Origin of the sequence: Pseudolabrys sp. (genome assembly GCF_035943735.1) — a bacterium.
Lineage (GTDB): Bacteria > Pseudomonadota > Alphaproteobacteria > Rhizobiales > Xanthobacteraceae > Pseudolabrys.
On record NZ_DASZBV010000019.1, the window covers coordinates 260,242 to 280,058 of the forward strand.

The 19,817-nt window shown below is 66.8% G+C and carries 24 protein-coding genes; 16 read left to right on the plus strand and 8 right to left on the minus strand.

What is annotated here, in order from left to right; all coding sequences use genetic code 11:
* The first annotated feature begins 35 nt into the window (after positions 1-35).
* Together mutT and VGV41_RS14115 are read left to right on the plus strand one after the other, a co-directional pair.
* Positions 36-437: an 8-oxo-dGTP diphosphatase MutT gene (mutT, locus tag VGV41_RS14110; protein ID WP_326864479.1), complete on the plus strand. Its 402-nt coding sequence runs from the start codon at positions 36-38 to the stop codon at positions 435-437.
* 24 nt (positions 438-461) lie between these two features.
* Complete coding sequence (locus tag VGV41_RS14115) at positions 462-647, plus strand: Flp family type IVb pilin (RefSeq protein WP_326864480.1); 186 nt, start codon at positions 462-464, stop codon at positions 645-647.
* Positions 648-657: 10 nt separating this feature from the next.
* Here VGV41_RS14115 and VGV41_RS14120 read toward each other — a convergent pair whose 3' ends face one another.
* Entirely contained in the window at positions 658-1,557 is a 900-nt protein-coding gene (locus VGV41_RS14120; RefSeq protein ID WP_326864481.1) for a methyltransferase domain-containing protein, read from the minus strand.
* Between the two features lie 16 nt (positions 1,558-1,573).
* Here VGV41_RS14120 and VGV41_RS14125 point away from each other — a divergent pair, with 16 nt between their 5' ends.
* The 6 genes from VGV41_RS14125 (at position 1,574) to VGV41_RS14150 (ending at position 4,844) form a co-directional block, all read left to right on the plus strand.
* On the plus strand, positions 1,574-2,377 hold the full coding sequence (locus tag VGV41_RS14125; protein WP_414705115.1) for a ComF family protein: 804 nt from the start codon (positions 1,574-1,576) through the stop codon (positions 2,375-2,377).
* 28 nt (positions 2,378-2,405) lie between these two features.
* Positions 2,406-2,678 (plus strand): glutaredoxin 3, encoded by a 273-nt coding sequence (gene grxC, locus VGV41_RS14130; RefSeq protein WP_326864483.1) that lies wholly within the window; start codon positions 2,406-2,408, stop codon positions 2,676-2,678.
* Entirely contained in the window at positions 2,675-3,556 is an 882-nt protein-coding gene (locus tag VGV41_RS14135) for a carbon-nitrogen hydrolase family protein (RefSeq protein ID WP_326864485.1), read from the plus strand. Before grxC ends, VGV41_RS14135 begins: the two co-directional genes overlap by 4 nt.
* Entirely contained in the window at positions 3,553-4,032 is a 480-nt protein-coding gene (locus tag VGV41_RS14140) for a DUF1178 family protein (protein WP_326864487.1), read from the plus strand. The genes VGV41_RS14135 and VGV41_RS14140 overlap by 4 nt, the downstream gene beginning before the upstream one ends.
* 299 nt (positions 4,033-4,331) lie before the next feature.
* On the plus strand, positions 4,332-4,616 hold the full coding sequence (gene rpsU, locus VGV41_RS14145; protein ID WP_326864489.1) for a 30S ribosomal protein S21: 285 nt from the start codon (positions 4,332-4,334) through the stop codon (positions 4,614-4,616).
* 9 nt (positions 4,617-4,625) lie between these two features.
* Complete coding sequence (locus VGV41_RS14150; protein ID WP_326864491.1) at positions 4,626-4,844, plus strand: hypothetical protein; 219 nt, start codon at positions 4,626-4,628, stop codon at positions 4,842-4,844.
* A 121-nt stretch (positions 4,845-4,965) separates the two neighbouring features.
* Here the strand turns inward: VGV41_RS14150 and VGV41_RS14155 are convergent, their stop codons facing one another.
* From VGV41_RS14155 to ubiG, 5 genes are all read right to left on the minus strand, one after another.
* Complete coding sequence (locus VGV41_RS14155) at positions 4,966-5,271, minus strand: hypothetical protein (RefSeq protein WP_326864492.1); 306 nt, start codon at positions 5,269-5,271, stop codon at positions 4,966-4,968.
* A 520-nt stretch (positions 5,272-5,791) separates the two neighbouring features.
* On the minus strand, positions 5,792-6,466 hold the full coding sequence (locus tag VGV41_RS14160) for a spermidine synthase (RefSeq protein ID WP_326864493.1): 675 nt from the start codon (positions 6,464-6,466) through the stop codon (positions 5,792-5,794).
* A 4-nt stretch (positions 6,467-6,470) separates the two neighbouring features.
* Complete coding sequence (locus VGV41_RS14165) at positions 6,471-7,358, minus strand: EamA family transporter (protein ID WP_326864494.1); 888 nt, start codon at positions 7,356-7,358, stop codon at positions 6,471-6,473.
* A 141-nt stretch (positions 7,359-7,499) separates the two neighbouring features.
* Positions 7,500-7,844 (minus strand): hypothetical protein, encoded by a 345-nt coding sequence (locus VGV41_RS14170; RefSeq protein WP_326864495.1) that lies wholly within the window; start codon positions 7,842-7,844, stop codon positions 7,500-7,502.
* 16 nt (positions 7,845-7,860) lie between these two features.
* Positions 7,861-8,613 (minus strand): bifunctional 2-polyprenyl-6-hydroxyphenol methylase/3-demethylubiquinol 3-O-methyltransferase UbiG, encoded by a 753-nt coding sequence (ubiG, locus tag VGV41_RS14175; protein WP_326864497.1) that lies wholly within the window; start codon positions 8,611-8,613, stop codon positions 7,861-7,863.
* Positions 8,614-8,773: 160 nt separating this feature from the next.
* Here ubiG and VGV41_RS14180 point away from each other — a divergent pair, with 160 nt between their 5' ends.
* The 5 genes from VGV41_RS14180 (at position 8,774) to VGV41_RS14200 (ending at position 15,928) form a co-directional block, all read left to right on the plus strand.
* Positions 8,774-10,027, plus strand: a complete 1,254-nt coding sequence (locus tag VGV41_RS14180; RefSeq protein WP_326864498.1) for an aspartate kinase — start codon at positions 8,774-8,776, stop codon at positions 10,025-10,027.
* Between the two features lie 305 nt (positions 10,028-10,332).
* The gene (gene ptsP, locus VGV41_RS14185; protein ID WP_326864499.1) at positions 10,333-12,600 is read left to right on the plus strand and encodes a phosphoenolpyruvate--protein phosphotransferase; all 2,268 of its coding nucleotides are present in this window, start codon (positions 10,333-10,335) and stop codon (positions 12,598-12,600) included.
* Between the two features lie 93 nt (positions 12,601-12,693).
* Positions 12,694-13,776, plus strand: a complete 1,083-nt coding sequence (gene prfA, locus VGV41_RS14190; protein WP_326864500.1) for a peptide chain release factor 1 — start codon at positions 12,694-12,696, stop codon at positions 13,774-13,776.
* Positions 13,773-14,672, plus strand: coding sequence for a peptide chain release factor N(5)-glutamine methyltransferase (prmC, locus tag VGV41_RS14195; protein ID WP_326864501.1), 900 nt, complete (start codon positions 13,773-13,775; stop codon positions 14,670-14,672). Before prfA ends, prmC begins: the two co-directional genes overlap by 4 nt.
* A gap of 506 nt (positions 14,673-15,178) precedes the next feature.
* Positions 15,179-15,928 carry a DUF4167 domain-containing protein gene (locus VGV41_RS14200; protein ID WP_326864502.1) on the plus strand — a complete coding sequence of 250 codons (750 nt, stop codon included), beginning with the start codon at positions 15,179-15,181 and terminating at the stop codon, positions 15,926-15,928.
* Between the two features lie 4 nt (positions 15,929-15,932).
* Here the strand turns inward: VGV41_RS14200 and VGV41_RS14205 are convergent, their stop codons facing one another.
* Positions 15,933-16,673 (minus strand): class I SAM-dependent methyltransferase, encoded by a 741-nt coding sequence (locus VGV41_RS14205; protein ID WP_326864758.1) that lies wholly within the window; start codon positions 16,671-16,673, stop codon positions 15,933-15,935.
* Positions 16,674-16,785: 112 nt separating this feature from the next.
* Here VGV41_RS14205 and gloB point away from each other — a divergent pair, with 112 nt between their 5' ends.
* Together gloB and VGV41_RS14215 are read left to right on the plus strand one after the other, a co-directional pair.
* Positions 16,786-17,553 (plus strand): hydroxyacylglutathione hydrolase, encoded by a 768-nt coding sequence (gene gloB / locus VGV41_RS14210; RefSeq protein ID WP_326864503.1) that lies wholly within the window; start codon positions 16,786-16,788, stop codon positions 17,551-17,553.
* 2 nt (positions 17,554-17,555) lie between these two features.
* The gene (locus VGV41_RS14215) at positions 17,556-17,981 is read left to right on the plus strand and encodes a cupin domain-containing protein (protein ID WP_326864504.1); all 426 of its coding nucleotides are present in this window, start codon (positions 17,556-17,558) and stop codon (positions 17,979-17,981) included.
* Here the strand turns inward: VGV41_RS14215 and VGV41_RS14220 are convergent, their stop codons facing one another.
* The gene (locus VGV41_RS14220; RefSeq protein ID WP_326864505.1) at positions 17,982-18,842 is read right to left on the minus strand and encodes a DMT family transporter; all 861 of its coding nucleotides are present in this window, start codon (positions 18,840-18,842) and stop codon (positions 17,982-17,984) included. It abuts the gene before it with no gap.
* 112 nt (positions 18,843-18,954) lie between these two features.
* Here VGV41_RS14220 and VGV41_RS14225 point away from each other — a divergent pair, with 112 nt between their 5' ends.
* Positions 18,955-19,758, plus strand: a complete 804-nt coding sequence (locus tag VGV41_RS14225) for a class II aldolase/adducin family protein (RefSeq protein WP_326864759.1) — start codon at positions 18,955-18,957, stop codon at positions 19,756-19,758.
* Positions 19,759-19,817 lie beyond the last annotated feature (59 nt).

The following is a 19,817-nucleotide window of genomic DNA, read 5'->3' on the forward strand; positions in this document are numbered from 1 at the left end:
GTAACCAAGCCCCGCCTATGGTCCGGTGAGGGATCGTGAGCAAAATCGTCCTTGTTGCCGCCTGCGCTCTCATCGATGCCGACGGCCGCGTTCTGCTCGCGCAGCGGCCGGCCGGCAAACCGATGGCGGGCTTGTGGGAATTCCCCGGCGGCAAGGTCGAGATCGGCGAACGGCCCGAGCAAACGCTGATCCGCGAATTGATGGAGGAACTGGGTATCGCCGTCAGTGAGCCGTGTCTCGCGCCGCTCACCTTCGCCAGCCACAGCTATCCCGACTTCCACCTCCTGATGCCGCTCTATGTCTGCCGGCGCTGGGAGGGGACGGTCGCGCCACAGGAGGGACAGGCGCTGGCATGGGTGAAGCCGAACAGGTTGCGGGACTATGAGATGCCGCCGGCCGACGTGCCGCTGGTGTCACATCTGACGGCGCTGCTCTGATCCGCCGCATCGAAGGGCGCACGCATGAACTGGCTCAGGAACGGCCTGCCGACGACCGTCCACCTGCTGCTGCGCAACCAGCGCGGCACCACGGCCATCGAATATGCGCTGATGGCCTCCGGCATCGCGCTTGCGATCATGTCGACGATCTGGTCGCTCGGCGACAGCGTGAAAGCCAACCTTTACGACAAGCTCGCCACGATGTTCTAAAGCGGCGCGTTCAGCCGCCGGCCTTGTCGCCAGCCGGAATTTCCTTCGCACCCAAAGCATCCGCCAGCCGCTGGGCCGCCGAGCCGGGCTTGAGCGGCTTCTGCTGACTGGCATGCGGCGACCAGCCGGACAGCCAGGCGATCTCGAACGTGGCGCGCACGCGATTATCGGCGTCGGAAAAGCGTTCGGCGTAGATTGCCGCCATGCGCGTCAGTGTGGCGCGCTTCAATGGCGTGCGCCGGCGCTCGGCCAGCACATTGGTCGCGCCCATCGCGCGCAGGTCCCGCATCAGCGCGAAGGCCGAGTCGTAGCGCACCGTCAGTCGGTCGCTATCGACCACCGGCAGCGCGAAGCCGGCGCGCTGCATCAGCGCACCGAGCTCGCGCAAATCGGCGAACGGTGCGACGCGCGGCGAAAGCCCGCCTTCCATCTCGCTCTCGGCGCTGGCGAACGCCTCGCGTAATTCCATCAGGCTGTCGCCGCCGAGCATCGCCGCCAGCAACAGTCCGTCCGGTTTCAGCGCGCGGCGGATCTGGATCAGCGCACCGGGCAGATCGTTGACCCATTGCAAGGCCAGCGCCGAGACGACGAGGTCGAGCGACCCGTCGGCGAAGGGCAGCGCCTCCTCATCGGCGGCGACGCGCGGATATGCGCCGTCGAGCGCGGCGGCCGCCGGCTCGGCGGCGATCAATGTGGCGATGGTGTCGATTTCGGCGAGCGCGCGCCGCAGCGCATCGCTCGGCGTGCCGAGATCGACCGCGACATCGAACTTGCGCAACACGGCGGCGAGCCGCTCGGCGAGATCCGCCGCGACATGCTCGAGCAGGAACATCGCCGGCCCGCGCGAGCGCGCCCGGCGCTGACGCGCGCGGAGCAGGTGGCGATCGAAGATGGTCGGGTTCGTCGGCATCTGCTAGCCTTTAAGCATGAATAGGCTGGCGGCTGAAGGCGAACGGCAGACGCCCTCGCTCGTCGCGCGATGGCGGCGGGGTGTGGCCCATGCTTTCCGCTTCGTCCTCGACGTGGCGCTGCCGCCGCTCTGCCCGTCCTGCCGCGCGCCGCTCGGCGACGGTCAGGGCCTGTGCGCGGCGTGCTGGGCGAAGTTGTCGTTCATCGAGCCACCCTATTGCGCCCGGCTCGGCATCCCCTTTGTCTACGATCCCGGCCCCGGCCTCCTGTCGATGGAGGCGATCGCCAATCCGCCCTCCTACGACCGTGCGCGAGCGGCGGTGCGCTACGACGACGTGGCACGCGCACTGGTGCACCGGTTCAAATACAGCGACCACCTCGAACTGGCGCCAATGCTCGGGCAATGGATGGCGCGCGCCGGGCGCGAACTCACGCGCGAGGCCGACGCACTGGTGCCTGTGCCGCTGCACTGGCGCCGGCTGTGGGCCCGGCGCTTCAACCAGTCGGCGGCGCTGGCGCTGGCGGTCAGCCGCAGCACGGGCGTGCCGGTGCTCGGCGAAACGCTCCGGCGCGTGCGCGCGACCCCGCAGCAGGTGGGGCTCGACAAGTCGGGCCGCGCGCAGAACGTGCAGGGCGCGTTCCGCGTGCCGCCGGAACGCAAACCGGACGTCGCCGGCCGGCGGCTGATCCTCATCGATGATGTGTTGACCTCGGGGGCGACCGTCGAGGCCTGCGCCCGCGCGCTGCTGCGGGCGGGCGCGGCGCATGTCGACGTGCTGGTCTTCGCCCGGGTTGTGGCAGGGGCCCGCGCCACCATATAAGTTCCTCTAGGAACTGCGGAAACCCGTAATGCCCCCGGTCGAAATCTACACCACCCGCTACTGCCCCTATTGCCACGCCGCCAAGGCCCTGCTGAAACGCAAGGGCGTCGACTTCAAGGAGATCGACGTCGGCGCCGACCGGAACCTGCGCAGCCAGATGATGGAACGCGCGCAGGGCGGCTATACGGTTCCGCAAATTTTCGTCGGCAGTGTGCATGTCGGCGGCTGCGACGACCTGCACGACCTCGAACGGGCGGGCAAGCTCGACGCGCTGCTCGCCGGCGAAGGACAGAATGCATGAGTAACAAAACCGCGACCTTCAAGGCGGCGATGATCCAGATGCGGTCGGGGCTCACCCCTGCCGCCAATGTCGATGCCGCGGCTGCCCTGATCGCGGAGGCGAAGGCGGCCGGCGCCGATTACGTGCAGACGCCGGAGATGACCAACCTGCTCGCCGCCAATCGCGAGCAGTTGCTCAAGACCATCGTCGGAGAGAAGGCAGACCCCTCGCTCGCCGCTTTCCGCGACATGGCGCGCAAGCATTCGCTTCACGTCCATGTCGGCTCGCTGGCGGTCAAGCATTCGGACGACCGCGCCTCCAACCGCGCCTTTCTCATCGATCCGCAGGGCGAGATCGTCGCGCGCTACGACAAGATCCACATGTTCGACGTCGATCTCGGCAATGGCGAGACCTATCGCGAGTCGAACAATTACGCTCCGGGCGAGAGCGCGGTGCTCGCCGACCTGCCTTGGGGCCGGCTCGGCATCACCATCTGCTACGACGTGCGCTTCCCGGCGCTCTATCGCGCGCTGGCCGAAGCCGGAGCGACGATGCTAACTGTGCCGTCAGCCTTCACCAAACAGACCGGCGCGGCGCACTGGCACATCCTCAATCGCGCGCGCGCCATCGAGAACGGCTGCTTCGTCATGGCCGCGGCCCAGGGCGGCAAGCACGAGAACAACCGCGAGACGTTCGGCCACTCGCTGATCGTCGATCCGTGGGGCCGCGTGCTCGCCGAAGGCGGCACCGAGCCCGGCGTGATCATGGCCGAGATCGATCCGGCCGAGGTCGCGAAGGCGCGCAGCCGCATCCCGTCGCTGCAGCACGGCCGCCGCTTCGAAGTTGTCGAGCCGCTGGCCGAGCCGGCGCGGCTGCATCTGGTGCGGGGCGCGGAATGATCAAGTACGCGCTGATCTGCGACAAGAAGCACGCGTTCGAAAGCTGGTTCGCCGATAGCGCCGCTTTCGACAAGCAGGCGAAGCGCAAGCTCGTCGCCTGCCCGGTGTGCGACTCCACCAAGGTCGAGAAAGCGATCATGGCGCCGCGCATCACGACCAAGAAAGGCCGCGTGCCGATCGAGATGCCGGCGCAGACTGCCGCGCCGGAAGCACCGGCCGCGGTGCCGGCGCCGGTAGCGATGATCTCGCCGCAGGAGCAGGAATTCCGCGCCAAGCTGAAGGAACTGCGCGATCACCTGGTGAAGAACGCCGACAATGTCGGCGCCAAATTCCCCGAGGAAGCGCGCAAGATGCACTACGGCGAGACCGAGCATCGCTCGATCTGCGGCGTCGCCTCGGCGGAAGAGGCGAAGGAACTCGTCGAGGAAGGCATCGAGTGCCATCCGCTGCCGGTGCTGCCGGACGAGTGGAATTGACTGTCGCTGCGCCGCGCTAAAGGCCGAACCAGGACTCGAGGCTCCGGAATCGCGTGCCACGCAGATGTCCCGCGGTACTTATCGCGATGTCAGCCCTTGACCCGGACCCGACTTGGCCGCGACGAACGTGAATACTGCGCCTCGGTGCGGCCGTATTGGGCCGCAGAGGCCTCGCTAATGCGGACCAAAGCGGCTAAAGTCGATCCCATCATCGGCTGATGCCGCAGGCGCCGGTGACTGAGAGACATCGAGACGCGCGCCACGCGTCTGGGCTCCCGCCTCAACAGGAGCACAGATGCATGCAGGTTTTCGTTCGCGACAACAATGTCGATCAGGCGCTGCGCGTTCTGAAGAAGAAGATGCAGCGCGAGGGCCTGTTCCGCGAGTTCAAGCGCCGCCGCTTCTACGAGAAGCCGTCCGAGCAGACGGTGCGCGAGAAGGGCGAGGCGGTGCGCCGCATCCGCAAGCTGGCGCGCAAGAAGGCGATCCGTGAAGGCCTGCTGGCGGCGCCGAAGCCGAAGCCGAGGTTCGATGCCCAGGGCAAGCCTATCGCGCCGCGCGGCGCGCGCCGCGCCGGCGCGTAAGGAGTCAAGATGCGTATTTATATGTTCACGTCGGAGGCCAACGGCCTGTCCGCCTTCAGCGCCGATGCGGAAGGCGGCAAGCTGCCGCAACAGTTCGCGCCATGGGCGCCGGACGGTTTCGTCGAGAACGGTCAGCAGCCGCCGCACAACTTCTCCCGCTTCAAGATCGAGGCGGCGCTCAAGCTGGTCGGCTTCCAGCTCTGGCGCGTGAAGGAGAAGGCGGAATAGGGCGCGGTCCGAACGGACCGCCCGGTGTCCGACGAAGTCGGGCTATTTGCGAGCCGCTCTGCACAAGGAAGCATAGGTCTGACGTCAGGCTGCCGATACCGGCCTCGAAAATAGCGCCGGCTCACCGGACTTTGTCCTCGGCCTCGTTATGGTGATGAAGGAAGCGAGCGATCTGCCCCCGCAACTCCGGCGTTCGCAGCAATTCGCCCATTGATCCTGCCGTGTCGAAGAGGTTGCGTTGGAGTGTTGCCGGGATCGCTGCCCATTGCAGCATAACGGCCGCTCCGAGGCATCGCAGGATGTGCTCCTCGATCTCAGTCGCGGTCCGGCCATTGATCTTCTCGCTCGGATATTCGGCTGCCCGGCCGTCCTGTGAGCGGATGATCTTGTCGAGATTCCCTGCCAGCCACTCTTCATTCTGCGCCAACGAGAGGAAGCTCTGCTCGAGCCGGCGGAGATCCCTGATCTCGCTCGGAACGGCTGCCTTATCGGCCTGCTTCGCGCAATCCGCCGCTTTTGAGCGGAACTTGTCTGCGTTGAATATAAGACGCCTCCTCGAAGCGGATCGACGGGCAAATTCGACCCATCCGCATTTTGTGCGTGATCGTGTGCCTTGCCTCACATGGGGACCGCCGGGCTGGATTGCTGTTGTTTCATCCGAAATCGGCGGACTAAATATTTTATATTCGAAAGGCGCCCCTATTGTTGCAGCTGTTCGTGGCCATATACGATGATCGTTTGAATGAACCCATTCAAATGACGACACTTAATTGATATTTTGGAGATTACGCGGTCGCCCTTGGGCGGCCTCGTCGTCCCCTCCGATTTCCGAGGGAAGGCTCGGATGACCGTCTCACGCTTGCGATTCGAAGCGGCGGTCATGCCGCGCGATAATGGAGCGCCTCTCTCGATCGGCCAATCCCCGCCGGGAGAGATAGTCGCGGCCTTCACCCGCCGCGCGTCGCCACCCAGATGAAATGCTGCGCGCGGCCCTGCGGGCCCTTGGCGCGCACGGCGTTCTCGCTGACGTCGAAGCCGCTCTTGCGCAGCCGCGCGGTGAATTTCGCATCGCCCGCCGACGACCACACCGCCAGCACACCGCCGGGCTTGAGCGCCTGATGCGCGGCGGCGAGTCCGTTCACGTCATAGAGCCGGTCGTTGGCCTTGCGCACGATGCCGTTCGGACCGTTGTCGACGTCGAGCAGAATGGCGTCGTAGTCCGCCCGCGCCGCGCGGATGAGATCGACCACATCGGTTTCGCGGATGGTGACGCGCGGATCGACGAGACTGTCGCCGAACAGGTCGGCCATCGGCCCGCGCGCCCAGGCGACCACCGCCGGCACCAGCTCCGCGACCTCGACCTTGGCCTGCGGGCCGAGGACAATGAGCGCGGCGCGCAACGTGAAGCCCATGCCCAAGCCGCCGATCAGGATCTTCGGCGCGGTGCGCGTCTTGATCCTGTCGCAAGCGAGCGTGGCGAGCGCCTGCTCGGTGGCGGTGAGCCGGCTGTTCATCAGTTCGTTGCTGCCGAGCTTGATGGCAAACTCGGAACCGCGCCGCATCAGGCGTAGTTCGCCACCGCCGGGGATGTGCGCCGTATCGAGCCTTTGCCAGGGAATCATCGGTCTAGTACGCCCACACCAGCAGCACGACACCCACGACCACCAGCACGACGCCGGCGAGCTCGCGCGTGGTCGTTGGCTGCCTGAAGATGAAGCGCGTCACGCCGAGCGCGAACAGCACTTCCACGAGTCCGAGCGTACGCACGTTCGCCGCCGTGGCGATGGCGAAGGCGAGGAACCAGAATTCGGAGGCGAAGGCGCCCATGAAGCCGGCGAACAGCGATGGCTTCCAGGCGGCGGCGATGTCGCGCAGCACTTTTGGCTCACGCAACACCAGATACGCGGTGAGCATCACAGCCTGCATGACGAGGCCGACGGCGAGGGTGAAGGTCGCGGCCATGACGAAGTGCGGCAGGTGCAAGGACAGGATGGCGCCGCGATAGCCCACCGCGGAGATCGCGAACAGCGCACCGGAGACGATGCCGATTACCGTCGAGCGCGTCGTGCTCACCTGCCCGGCACCGGGCTTGAGCGAGATGACGATGACGCCGATCGTGGCGATGACGATCGCCGCCGTTGTCAGCAGCGTCAGCCTGTCGCCGAGGACGACGAGGCCGAACAGCGCGACCTGCACCGGCTCGGTCTTGATGTAGGCATAGGCGACGACGAAGGAGCGCTCGCCCATCACCGAGAGCATGGTGGCGGTGGCCGCGATCTGCGTCACCGCGCCGGCCACGACCCATGGCCAGAAGATGGCCGGCGGGTTCGGCAGCGCCTGACCGGCAAAGAACATCACGCCCGGCAAGAAGACGAACAGCGCGAACGGAAAGCCGAACAGGAAGCGCACATGCGTGGCGCCGACGGTGCCGAGCGTCGCGGTCAACTCGCGCTGCATAGCGTTGCGCGCGGTCTGCGCCGCCGCGGCGATCAGCGTGAAGACGGCCCAGAGCATTCTCTCTCCGCGTCATGCGCGGGCTTGACCCACGCATCCATAATGACTGTCAACTGGCGCAAGGATTACGAAGACGCAGTTTTGTGCGCGGCCTCATGGATTGCCGGGTCAAGCCCGACAATGACCGTGCTGATTAAGCACTCACGCCGCGTCGGCCTTGATCTCCGCGGCTTGCGGAAACTCCGTGACCTTGCCCTGTTCGTTGTCGATGAGCAGGAACAGGTCGAAATAGCGAATGGTCGGCGCGGCGCCGGTGCGCTTGATGATCGACTGCTTCCAAACTTCGTCGTGCGCGCGCCGCGCGGCGTCGACCGACGGCCAGATATAGACGCCGGCGCCGGTCTTGCCGTTCAGTTCGAGCAGGAAATGCTTGCGCAAAAGCTCCTTGTTGCCCTGCCACTTGGGGATGACGTGGCGCGCGTCCTCGGCGACCTGCTCGCGCGTCCAGCCCTTCGGCGAATTGAATTCGACCAGCTCCAGAATCATCGCACCCCTCCGTTTATCACGCGCTGTCGCGCGCCGCGGCCAGCATGTAGTTGACGTCCATGTCGGACGAAAGCTGCCAGCGGTCGGCCAGCGGATTGTAGATGACCCCGCGCTCGCCGATCACGTTGAGGCCGGCATCCTCGATCGCCGCCTCCAGTTCGTCCGGCTTGACGAACTTGTCCCACTGGTGCGTGCCGCGCGGCAGCCAGCGCAGGATGTATTCGGCGCCGACGATCGCCAGCGCGAAGCTCTTCAGCGTGCGGTTGAGCGTCGCCATGACGAGCAGGCCGCCGGGCTTGACCATCCCCGCGCAGGTGGCGACGAAGGCCGGCACGTCGACGACGTGCTCGACCACTTCCATCGCCAGCACCACGTCGAAGCGCTCGCCGGCCTCGGCCAGGGTTTCGGCGGTGGTGGCGCGATAGTCGACCGCGACGCCGCTCTCGCTCGCGTGCAGGCGGGCGACCTCGATGTTCTCCGCCGCGGGATCGATGCCGACCAGCTCGGCGCCGAGCCGCGCCAGAGGCTCCGACAGGATGCCGGCGCCGCAGCCGATGTCGAGGATGCGCAGGCCCTTGAGGCAGCCCATGAGCTTGACGTCGCGGCCGAACCGCTCGGCCGCGCGGTCGCGGATGTAACCGACACGTAAGGGATTGAGCTTGTGCAGGGGCGCCATGGGGCCGCGCGGGTCCCACCATTTCGCCGCCATGCGGGCGAAGCGCTCGACCTCGCGCGGATCGACGGAGCTCTGCGCCGTTCGGGCCACCATGCGATTTACCTTATAGCACGACGATTGTACTACCGGCGCGGTTCCGATTGTTGCAGTGCCGCAGCCGCGCCGTTATGTATACGCGCCTTTCGGGCCGGCGCCCGGGACGATGCCGACGCCGGCCGCTTGTTAGCTGTTTTTCGCGGGTCCGGGAACCTCAATGCCTCGCCTGGTCATGAAATTCGGCGGTACGTCCGTCGCCGACCTCGATCGCATCCGCAACGTCGCGCGGCATGTGAAGCGCGAGGTCGACGCCGGCTACGATGTCGCCGTCGTCGTCTCGGCCATGTCCGGGGTCACCAACCAGCTCGTCGCCTGGTGCCGCGACGCGGCGGTGCTGCATGACGCGCGTGAATATGACGCCGTGGTCGCGACCGGCGAGGAGGTGACCGCCGGGCTGCTCGCCATCGTGCTGCAGGGCATGGGCATCAACGCCCGCTCATGGCAGGGCTGGCAATTGCCGCTCCTGACCGACAACGCGCACGCCTCCGCCCGCATCGCCGGCATCAACGGCGACGAACTGATCCGCCGCTTCAAGGAGCACAACCAGGTCGCCGTCATCGCCGGCTTCCAGGGCCTGCACAAGGACACCAACCGCATCACCACGCTGGGCCGCGGCGGCTCGGACACATCGGCAGTGGCGGTCGCGGCGGCGATCGGCGCCGAGCGCTGCGACATCTACACCGACGTCGATGGCGTCTACACTACCGACCCGCGCGTGGTGCCGAAGGCGCGCCGCCTCGATAAGGTCGCCTTCGAGGAAATGCTGGAAATGGCCTCGCTCGGCGCCAAGGTCATGCAGGTGCGCTCGATCGAGCTCGGCATGGTGCACAACGTGCGCATCTTCGTGCGCTCCAGCTTCGTCAAGCCGGAAGATATCGACCCCAAGCAGACGCCTCCGGGCACCCTCATCTGCGACGAGAGTGAGATCATGGAACAGCAAGTCGTCACCGGCATCGCGTTCTCCAAGGACGAGGCGCAGATCTCAATCCGCGCCGTGCAGGACAAGCCGGGGGTCGCGGCCGCGATCTTCGGGCCGCTGTCCGAGGGCAATATCAACGTCGATATGATCGTGCAGAACGTGTCGGGCGACGGCAAGACGACCGACCTCACCTTCACGGTGCCGTCGGCCGACTTCGACCGCGCCAAGGCAACGATCGAGAAGGCGAAGGGCGAGATCGGCTACGCCCGCATCGACGGCGCGCAGGATGTCGCCAAAATTTCGGCGATCGGCATCGGCATGCGCAGCCACGCCGGCGTCGCCGCCGAGGCATTCAAGGCGCTGGCCGAGAAGAACATCAACATCCGCGCCATCACCACTTCCGAGATCAAGTTCTCGGTGCTGATCGACGCCGCCTATACCGAGCTGGCGGTGCGCACCCTGCACAGCCTGTACGGGCTGGATAAAGCCTGAGCCTCCCTTCACCTCTCCCCGCCATGCGGGGAGAGTTCGGCTTTCGAGCGGAAGCGAGAAAGCCGGGTGAGGGGGCATTTCCCTTCGTCTGGGCCTGTCGAAGCGCCCCCTCACCCGGCTCGCGCCTGATGGCGCTCGCCACCCTCTCCCCGCCAGCGGGGCGAGGGGATGCTGGCTTGCCCCTTGCATGGGCTTTTGGCATAGCCTGATTGTGCGATGGGCAGGAAAATTGGCTCCCCCGGCCCCGTTTCGTCCATGATCGGCCCGTATGGGAAGTCGGGCTTCCCGGGCCTGAGGAATCACTGATGCGTGGCGCGCTCGGCGGTCCGCGCGTGCTTTTGCGCCGGCTTCGCGAGGTGATGGCGGAGCCGGTCAGCGCGCAGGATCGTCTCGACAAGGTAGTGGTGCTGATCGCCGCCAACATGGTGGCGGAGGTGTGCTCTGTCTACGTCCTGCGCGTAGACGGAACCCTTGAGCTATACGCCACCGAGGGCCTGAAGCGCGAGGCCGTCCACCAGACCGTCATGAAGCTGGACGAGGGCCTCGTCGGCCTCGTCTCCAGCGAAGCCAAGCCGATCAATCTCTCGGACGCGCAGTCGCACCCAGCCTTCTCGTTCCGTCCGGAAACCGGCGAAGAAATCTATCATTCCTTCCTCGGCGTGCCGATCCTGCGCGCCGGCAACACGCTCGGCGTGCTGGTCGTGCAGAACCGGGCGCGGCGCACCTACACCGAGGAAGAGGAAGAGGCGCTGCAGACGACGGCGATGGTGCTCGCCGAGATGATCGCCTCCGGCGAGCTGTCGTCGCTGGCCAGGCCCGGCGCCGAGCCGGCGGCGCGGCATCCCTTGCATCTCACCGGCACCTGCCTGTCGGACGGCATCGCGCTCGGTCACGTCGTGCTGCATGAGCCGCGCGTCGTCATCACCAACGTCATCGCCGACGACGTGCCACGCGAGCTGAAGCGCCTCGACGCGGCGATTGCCACTCTGCGCGCCGATCTTGACCGCATGGTCGAGCATCGCGATGTCGCGGACGGCGGCGAGCATCGCGACGTACTCGAAGCTTACCGCATGTTCTCGTACGACCAGGGCTGGCTGCACAAGATCCGCGAGGCAGTGACGACCGGCCTGACCGCCGAGGCCGGCGTCGAGCGCGTGCAGTCCGACACGCGCGCGCGCATGCTGCGCGCCTCCGACCCGTATCTGCGCGACCGGCTGCACGATCTCGACGATCTCGCCAACCGGCTGATGCGCGTGCTGATGGGCCAGGATCACGCCCCCGGCCGCGAGCAGTTGCCGGAGAACGCCATCATCGTCGCGCGCTCGATGGGCCCGGCGGCGCTGCTCGATTACGACCGCAAACGCCTGCGCGGCCTTGTGCTCGAGGAGGGCGGCCCGACCTCGCACGTCTCGATCGTCGCCCGCGCGCTCGGCATCCCGACCGTCGGCGAGATCGACAACGCCACCGGTCAGGTCGAACAGGGCGACGCCATTATCGTCGACGGCTCGACCGGCCACGTGCACATGCGGCCGACGCCGGAGATCGAAGCAGCCTATGGCGAGCGGGTGAAGCTGCGCGCGCGGCGGCAGGCGCAGTACCGCGCGCTGCGCGACCGCCCCTGCGTCACCAAGGACGGGCACAAGATCTCGCTGATGATCAATGCCGGCCTCGCCATCGACCTGCCGCACATCGAGGAGACCGGGGCCAGCGGCGTCGGCCTGTTCCGCACCGAATTGCAGTTCATGGTTGCCGACACGCTGCCGCGCACCAACGAGCAGCTCTCGCTCTACCGCGCCGTACTCGACGCAGCCGGCAAGAAGCCGGTGACCTTCCGCACGCTCGACATCGGCGGCGACAAGGTGCTGCCTTATCTGCGCAACATCGAGGAGGAGAACCCGGCGCTCGGCTGGCGCGCCATTCGCCTCGGCCTCGATCGCCCCGGCCTGCTGCGCAGCCAGGTGCGTGCGCTTCTGCGCGCTGCCGGCGGCCGCGAATTGCGCGTAATGTTTCCGATGATCGCCATGGTCGAGGAATTCGACAAGGCGAAGGCGCTGGTCGAGATCGAGCTGACGCATCTGCGGCGGCACGGCCATACCTTGCCCGAGCGGGTGCAGATCGGCACCATGCTCGAAGTGCCGTCGCTCCTCTTCCAGCTCGACGAGTTGCTCGAGCGCGTCGACTTTCTCTCGGTCGGCTCGAACGACCTGATGCAGTTCCTCTACGCCGCCGATCGCGGCAATGCCCGCGTCGCCGACCGCTTCGACCCGCTGTCGACGCCGGTGCTGCGCGCCCTCAAGGACATCGTCGACCGGGCGAAGAAACACGGCAAGCCAGTGGCGCTGTGCGGCGAACTGGCCTCGCAGCCGATTGGCGCGCTGGCGCTGGCCACGCTCGGCTATCGTTCGCTGTCGCTGTCGCCGTCCTCGGTCGGCCCGGTGAAGGCGCTGCTCATCGAGCTCGACACGCGCAAGGCGGAGAGCGCCATCCTGCCGCTGCTCGACAAGCCGGTCGGCAGCGTGTCGATCCGCCAGAAGCTGCAGGAATTCGCCGCTTCCGAAGGCCTCCAGTTGTAGCGACGCATCGTGAAAATGCCACCGGCAGCGGCCTCGGCCGGGCCGCGTATGCCATCCACAATCGTCGCAAAGTTCAGATCACGAGACTTGCCCTTGATCGCCCTGCCGCAGCAGAAATTGGACGCCCTTCTCCATCGCCACGCGCTGGTCGAGCGCGAATTGTCGTCGAATCTCGCGCCTGACGCCTTCGTGAAGCTGTCGCGCGAACATGCCGAGCTCGAGCCGGTGATCGACGCCATCAAGGCCTTTCGTGCCGCCGAGCAGGAGATCGCCGATCTCGACGCAATCATCGCCGATCCGTCGACCGACGGCGAGATGAAGAAGATGGCCGAAGCGGAAAAACCCGACTTGCAGGAGAAGCGCGAGAAGCTCGCGCACGACATCCGCATCGCGCTATTGCCGAAGGACGCGATGGACGATCACGACGCCATCCTGGAAATCCGCGCCGGCACCGGCGGCGATGAGGCGGCCTTGTTCGCCGGCGATCTGTTCCGCATGTACGAGCGCTACGCTGCCAAGGAGGGCTGGACCACCGAGGTGCTGTCGCTGAGCGAGGGCACCAAAGGTGGCATCAAGGAAGTGATCGCCGAGGTGCACGGCCGCGGCGTCTTTGCCAAGATGAAATTCGAATCCGGCGTGCACCGCGTGCAGCGCGTGCCGGACACGGAAGCGTCGGGCCGCATCCACACCTCGGCGGCGACCGTCGCGGTGCTGCCCGAGGTCGAGGACGTCGACATCCAGATCAACGACTCCGATCTCAAGATCGACACGATGCGCGCGCAGGGCGCAGGCGGCCAGCACGTCAACAAGACGGAATCGGCGATTCGCATCACGCACATGCCGAGTGGCATCGTCGTCTACGTTCAGGAGGAGCGCTCTCAGCACAAGAACCGCGCCAAGGCGATGAAGATGCTGCGCGCCAAGCTCTACGACCAGCAGCGCTCGAAGCTCGACGCCGAACGCGCGGCCGACCGGCGCGGCCAGGTCGGCTCCGGCGACCGCTCCGAGCGCATCCGCACCTACAATTTTCCGCAGGGCCGCGTCACCGACCACCGCATCAACCTGACGCTCTACAAGCTGCCGCAGGTGATGGAAGGCGAAGCGCTCGACGAAATCATCGACGCGCTGGTGACGCAGCATCAGGCCGACCTGCTGGCGGCCGAAGGAGCCCAGTGAGAGCGGTTGCCGGTCTCAAGGCAGGCGTGACGGTCGCCGAAGCGCAGCAGCTGATGGCGGCCGCGTTCGAGCTCGCCGGCATCGACTCGAGCAAGACCGATGCGCGCGCGCTGCTCGGCGCCGCCTTGCGCCTCACACGCGCGCAATTGCTGGCGCAATCCGACCGCATTCTCGAAGCGCGCGAGACCGCCGCGGCCTCCGCCCTCGCCGCGCGGCGGCTCAAGCGCGAGCCGGTGTCGCGCATTCTCGGACGCAAGGAATTCTGGAGCCTCGCGTTGGATGTGAGTCCGGACGTGCTGGTGCCGCGTCCCGACACCGAGACGATCGTCGAGGCGGCGCTCGAGTTCGTCGTGAGCGGCGGTCTGCGGCTGGAGAAATTGCGCATCCTCGACATCGGAACCGGCTCGGGCGCGCTGCTGCTGGCACTGCTGCAGGAGTTGCCGAATGCGTTCGGCGTCGGCACCGACATCAGCGCCGCGGCGCTCGATGTCGCGCGCGGCAATGCCGAACGGCTCGGCTTTGCCTCTCGTTGCTCTTTGGTGGCGTGCAGCATCGCCGACGGCCTGCAGGGCCGATTCGATCTGATCGTCTCCAATCCGCCCTACATCGCCCGCGGCGCCATCGCCTCGCTCGATCTCGAAGTGCGCGACTACGATCCGCGGCTGGCGCTCGACGGCGGCACGGACGGCCTTGATGCGTACCGGGCGATCGCGGCGGCGGCGCCGGCGCTGCTGGCGCCCGGCGGCCGGCTGGTGGTCGAGCTGGGCATCGGCCAGGGCGATGCTGTTGGGACTTTATTCGAGGCATCCGGGCTTGCGATCCGCTCGATCAAGGACGACCTGGGCGGCATTCCGCGCGCTCTGGTCGCCTCTTTGCGCCCTGTGCAAGCACCATGAGCCGGCTGCATCAGGCTACGGCGAAATTGCAGGGCTGGGAAAATCGCCAAAAAAGCACTTGGAATAACCCCCGGAAACGACTAGCTTCGGGTTACGGAATCGACCCGAGAACATTGCGCGCAGGAACCCCGGAGTAATCGCTCTGTGTGGCCGCGGCGCAAGGCGGACGATGAAAACCCGGCTTAGCAACGAAGGTAAGACTAAGTCGGATAGGGGCAGACGCCAGCACGGGTCTGAACACTTCAGCGGTTGGACGCATCACCATTCTAGACAACGATCGATGCGTTTGAACGAGAGGTAGGCAACGCCGCAGGATGAACCGCGGCCAAGGGGTTGCTGCTGTTATCGCGATAAGCGAAGGCACGATAGCTCTGGATTGAGCTCCAGTTTTGGGCGCGGGCAGATCGCAGGTCCGGCCGCGCGGTTAATTTGGTCTGGACTTGCATAACTGAAAGCGATGCGTGCGGCGAACGCCGCCGCACAACAGAAGGTCGGCGAACAGGCACATGAGAAACGGTCAGAAGCGCATGCGGGGTCGGGGTGGTAACCACCGGAAGAGTCAAAACCCGCTGACTCGGGTCTACGAGTCGAACGGCCCCGACGTGAAGATTCGCGGCACCGCCTCGCACATCGCGGAGAAGTACATCCAGCTCGCGCGCGACGCGCAGGGCTCCGGCGACCCGGTGGCGGCCGAAAATTATTATCAGCACGCTGAGCATTACTTCCGCCTGATCGCCGTGGCGCAGGAGCAATTCCGCCAGCAGAATCCCTATTACAACAACCAGCAGCAGGGCGTGCCGCAGGGCGCCGCCGACGACAATTTCGACGACGACGGCGACGATCAGCCCTACATGGGCCAGAACGAGCCAAGCTTCGGCCCGCGCGAGCCGCAGCAGCAGCCTTTTCTGCCGCGCGAGGCGCAGCCCTTCCCGCCGCGCGATCAGCAGCAGCCGCGCCAGCAGCAGCAGCCGGCGCAGCAGCGCCAACCGGCGCAGCAGCACCAGCCGCAGCCCTATGGCGGCGAGCCGGACGTGAACGAAGGCCTGCCCGCCTTCATCACCGGCGGCCAGCCGGCGCAGCAGAACGGCGCCGCCAACGGTCACGAGCAGCAACAGCAGGGCGAGCGCGGCGACCGCTTCGGCCATCACCGGCGTCGCCGCCGGCGTGGCGGCAGTGGCGGCGGCTTCCGTCCGGAGCGCGCCGATTTCGGCGGCCAGCCGAGCGCGGGCGACGGCGACCAGGGTCAGACGGAATAAATAATCAAATCGATTTGGGCGACGGCGCCGGTGCCAGCGCAGGCTCGAGCGCCGGCACCAGCCGTCGCTTGACGCGGCGCGCCGGGATCGCGCGATAGACCTGCTTGCTCGCTTCCACGAGATGCACGCCGGCGAACGGCGCCGACAAGGTCGCGCCGGTGCGCTCCCAGGCGAACGCCGCGCGCAGGAACCAGCCGCGCTCGACCGGCGGCACGTAGAGCGCCTCGCTCCATCCGGTCGGCGTGAACCAGGTCTCGCGCAGAAGCTGGTTGATCTGGCTGCGCGAATAGGGCCGGCCATGGCCGAACGGCGTCGTGTCCGTGCGCGCCCAGACGCCGCGTCTGTTCGGAATCACCGCGAGTAATCGGCCGCTCGGCGCCAGCACGCGCCACACCTCGCGCAAGAGCGCCGCAGGATCGTGCGTCATCTCCAGGTGATGCACCAGCAAGATGCGGTCGACGCTGGCGTCCGGCAGCGGCAGATCGAACTCGTCGACCAAAGCCGCCAGCGCGGGACGGCTGGTCGGCCATTTCACCACCCCCTGCCCCGACGGCATGAAAGCGAGACAGCGCTCGGCCTCCTCGCGGAAGAGGCCGAGATAGGGCGTCGCATAGCCGACGCCGAGCACGCTTTGGCCCGCGGTATTGCGCCACAGCCTGCGGATGCCGCGGCCGATGAAGCGGCGGGCGACCACCCCGAGCCGCTGGCTGTAGAAATTGCGCAGATCAACGACGTCGATCGACATGGTGGCGAGGATTACCACATTTCGGGCCCGGCGAGGCGCAGTGAAACCCCGGGACGTGCACGCGGATTGCCGGGCATGGTAAAGCTCCGCCGACCGTAAGAAGGACCGCCCCATGCCCGCCCAGACCCGGCTTTTCCGCTGCCTGTCCGACAATTTCGGCGTGCTCCTGCATGACCCCGAGACCGGGGCCACGGCGGCCATCGACGCACCGGAAGCGGCTCCCGTCGAAGCGGCGCTGAAGGAGACCGGCTGGAAGCTGACCGACATCCTCGTCACGCATCATCACGCCGACCACACCGACGGCATCCGCGCGCTGAAGGAGCGGCACAAATGCCGCGTCGTCGCGCCCGCCGGGGAGGCCGCCAAAATCCCCGCAGTCGACGAAGTCGTGAAAGAGGGCGACACGGTGAAAGTCGGCAATCTCGCCGCCAACGTGATCGAGACGCCCGGCCATACCGCCGGCCACATCTCCTACTGGTTCCACGCCGACAAGCTCGCCTTCGTCGGCGACACGTTATTCTCCATCGGCTGCGGCCGCGTCATCGAGGGCACGCCGGCGCAGATGTGGACGTCGCTGAAGAAACTGCGCGACCTGCCGGACGACACGCAAATCTACTGCGGCCACGAGTACACGCTGTCGAACATCAAATTCGCCCGCACCGTCGAGCCGGACAACAAGGCGCTGGCCGCGCGCGAGGCACAGGCGAAGGCGCAGATCGAGAAAGGCGAGCCGACCATCCCCGTGACCATCGGGGCGGAGAAGGCGGAAAACCCGTTCCTTCGCGCCGACCGCGCCGACGTCGCCGCCAATGTCGGCATGAGCGGCAAGCCGGCAGCGGAGGTGTTCGCAGAAATCAGGGCGCGGAAGAACAAGTTCTGACCGTGCCTTATCCCACCGCCGCCGAGATCGTCGTCAAGCTCGCGCTGAAGCCGCATCCGGAAGGCGGCCATTACCGCGAGACATTTCGCGACACGCACCTAATCGACGGCCGTCCCGCTTCCACCGCCATCCTGTTCCTGCTGGCGCGCGGCGAGCGTTCGCACTGGCACCGCATCGACGCCGTCGAGATCTGGCACTACTACGCCGGCGCGCCGCTCAAGCTGGAGATCGTCGACGGCGTGAAGGAAGAGATCGTCCGCCTCGGCCCGGATGTCCATGCCGACGAGGCGCCGCAGGCCACGGTGCCGGCGCGCGCCTGGCAGGCGGCGGAGAGCCTCGGCGACTGGACCTTGGTCGGCTGCACCGTGGCGCCGGGCTTCATGTTCGACACGTTCGAGCTGGCGGCGAAGGACTTCTCGCCGCGCTGATCATTTTGTCGTCCGTCCCGACGCCGCGATGAGGCCGCCGCCGGAAATGAGCAGCGCCGACAGCGCAAGACTGGCCCGCGCTTCGGCGAATCCGGCGAGCACCAAAAACGCCGTCGACAGGATCGGCGCGGCGTAGGACGCGACGCCGAGCAGGCGGATGTCGCCGCGCTTGACGCCGATGTCCCAGACATAGAAGGCGATGCCGACCGGGCCGACGCCGAGCAGCACCACCGCCAGCCATTGCGTGACGTCCTGCGGCCATACCGTCGTTTCGGTCAGCATGTGCGCGAGAGCGGCGAGCACCGCGGTGGCGATGCAGAAGCCCGCGACGGTTGCCGTCGGCACGTTGGCGAGGCGGCGCGACAGCACCGAGTAGCCTGCCCACACGAAGGCGGCGCACACGGCGGCGGCGTAGCCGGCCGTGTGGTCGAGCGCCAATGTCAGCCCCTTGCCGAGGAACAGGACGATCGTGCCGGCGAACCCGAGCAGCGCGCCAGCGACCGATTTCAGCGGCAGCCGCTCGCCCGGCAACAGGCCGGAGAACAGCACGATCAGCAGCGGCCAGAAATAATTGAGCAGGCCGGCTTCCGCCGGCGGCGCCAGCCGCAGCGCGGTGAAGTAGAGCGCGTGGTAGCCGAACAGCCCGCCGACGCCGAGCGCCCAGACCTGCAACGGCTGGCACAGCGCGCCGAGCGCGCCCTGCTGCGCCACCCGGGCAACGCCAAAGACGCCGCCGACGGCGAAGGTCATGGCGAGCAGCTGGAACGGCGGCACCTGGCCCGTCAGTACGGTCAATACGGCGAGCAGCGACCACATCAGGATCGCCGAAAAGCCGATGAGCGTTGCGCGCAAGGAAGACATGAGCCCCCGGTGTGACCGTGCTGCGCTTAGCGTAGCCTCCCCGGCTGGACAAGCGAGGCGCCACCCGGCACAAAACCGGGCCGACAGTCACGAAGGGGTAAAGCCAGTGCCGATGCCGCTCGATGAAGCGCGCGAACAAGTCGCCCGCGCCAACCGGATCGTGGCCAACGAAGGCGTGCTCGACGCTTTCGGCCACATCAGCATGCGCCACCCGAACGACCCCAACCGCTATCTGCTGTCGCGCTCGCGCGCACCCGAATTGATCCAGCCCGAGGACGTCCTTGAATTCACCCTCAATTCCGAGCCGGTGAAGCCGCCGGCCGTGCGTCTCTATGGGGAGCGCGTGATTCACGGCGAAATCTACAAGGCGCGGCCGGAGGTGATGGCGGTGTGCCATCATCACGCCGCGTCGATCCTGCCGTTCTGCATTTCCGGAACCGACCTCAAGCCGGTCTATCATCTCGGCGCCACCATGGGCGCCGCGGTTCCGTTCTGGGACCAGCGCGACGACTTCGGCAACACGACTTTGATCGTCGCCAAGCCGGAGGAAGGCGCGTCGCTGGCGCGCGCGCTCGGCGACAACTGGCTGGTGCTGATGCGGCGGCACGGCGCGACGGTCGCCGGCCGCACGCTGCAGGAACTCGTGTTCCGCACCATCTACACGACGCGCAACGCCGGCATGCAGATCCAGGCGCATGCGCTCGGCCACGTCTCGCCGCTCAATGCCGAGGAGACGCGGCTCGCCGGCGACTACAATCTGCAGCCGAGCCCTGTGGCGCGCGCCTGGGAATACTGGAACGTGCGGCTGGACAAGGCGGAGGGCACGTGGCGACCGGAGAAGCGCAAGGCGGCCGCACGCAAACCCGCGAAGGCGGCGAAGCCGGCGCGCAAGAAGAGCGCGAAGCGCCGACGCTGAATGGGTGAAGAGCTGGACGCCCGGAGCAACCGGGCGCCATCGATCAATGCGGGGGAAAT

Bases quoted from the DNA above. Each gene is read 5' to 3' on its own strand.
- VGV41_RS14115 (WP_326864480.1), top strand. From the start codon at position 462: ATGAACTGGCTCAGGAACGGCCTGCCGACGACCGTCCACCTGCTGCTG.
- VGV41_RS14120 (WP_326864481.1), bottom strand. From the start codon at position 1,557: ATGCCGACGAACCCGACCATCTTCGATCGCCACCTGCTCCGCGCGCGT.
- VGV41_RS14125 (WP_414705115.1), top strand. From the start codon at position 1,574: ATGAATAGGCTGGCGGCTGAAGGCGAACGGCAGACGCCCTCGCTCGTC.
- grxC (WP_326864483.1), top strand. From the start codon at position 2,406: ATGCCCCCGGTCGAAATCTACACCACCCGCTACTGCCCCTATTGCCAC.
- VGV41_RS14135 (WP_326864485.1), top strand. From the start codon at position 2,675: ATGAGTAACAAAACCGCGACCTTCAAGGCGGCGATGATCCAGATGCGG.
- VGV41_RS14140 (WP_326864487.1), top strand. From the start codon at position 3,553: ATGATCAAGTACGCGCTGATCTGCGACAAGAAGCACGCGTTCGAAAGC.
- rpsU (WP_326864489.1), top strand. From the start codon at position 4,332: ATGCAGGTTTTCGTTCGCGACAACAATGTCGATCAGGCGCTGCGCGTT.
- VGV41_RS14150 (WP_326864491.1), top strand. From the start codon at position 4,626: ATGCGTATTTATATGTTCACGTCGGAGGCCAACGGCCTGTCCGCCTTC.
- VGV41_RS14160 (WP_326864493.1), bottom strand. From the start codon at position 6,466: ATGATTCCCTGGCAAAGGCTCGATACGGCGCACATCCCCGGCGGTGGC.
- VGV41_RS14165 (WP_326864494.1), bottom strand. From the start codon at position 7,358: ATGCTCTGGGCCGTCTTCACGCTGATCGCCGCGGCGGCGCAGACCGCG.
- VGV41_RS14170 (WP_326864495.1), bottom strand. From the start codon at position 7,844: ATGATTCTGGAGCTGGTCGAATTCAATTCGCCGAAGGGCTGGACGCGC.
- ubiG (WP_326864497.1), bottom strand. From the start codon at position 8,613: ATGGTGGCCCGAACGGCGCAGAGCTCCGTCGATCCGCGCGAGGTCGAG.
- VGV41_RS14180 (WP_326864498.1), top strand. From the start codon at position 8,774: ATGCCTCGCCTGGTCATGAAATTCGGCGGTACGTCCGTCGCCGACCTC.
- ptsP (WP_326864499.1), top strand. From the start codon at position 10,333: ATGCGTGGCGCGCTCGGCGGTCCGCGCGTGCTTTTGCGCCGGCTTCGC.
- VGV41_RS14200 (WP_326864502.1), top strand. From the start codon at position 15,179: ATGAGAAACGGTCAGAAGCGCATGCGGGGTCGGGGTGGTAACCACCGG.
- VGV41_RS14205 (WP_326864758.1), bottom strand. From the start codon at position 16,673: ATGTCGATCGACGTCGTTGATCTGCGCAATTTCTACAGCCAGCGGCTC.
- gloB (WP_326864503.1), top strand. From the start codon at position 16,786: ATGCCCGCCCAGACCCGGCTTTTCCGCTGCCTGTCCGACAATTTCGGC.
- VGV41_RS14220 (WP_326864505.1), bottom strand. From the start codon at position 18,842: ATGTCTTCCTTGCGCGCAACGCTCATCGGCTTTTCGGCGATCCTGATG.
- VGV41_RS14225 (WP_326864759.1), top strand. From the start codon at position 18,955: ATGCCGCTCGATGAAGCGCGCGAACAAGTCGCCCGCGCCAACCGGATC.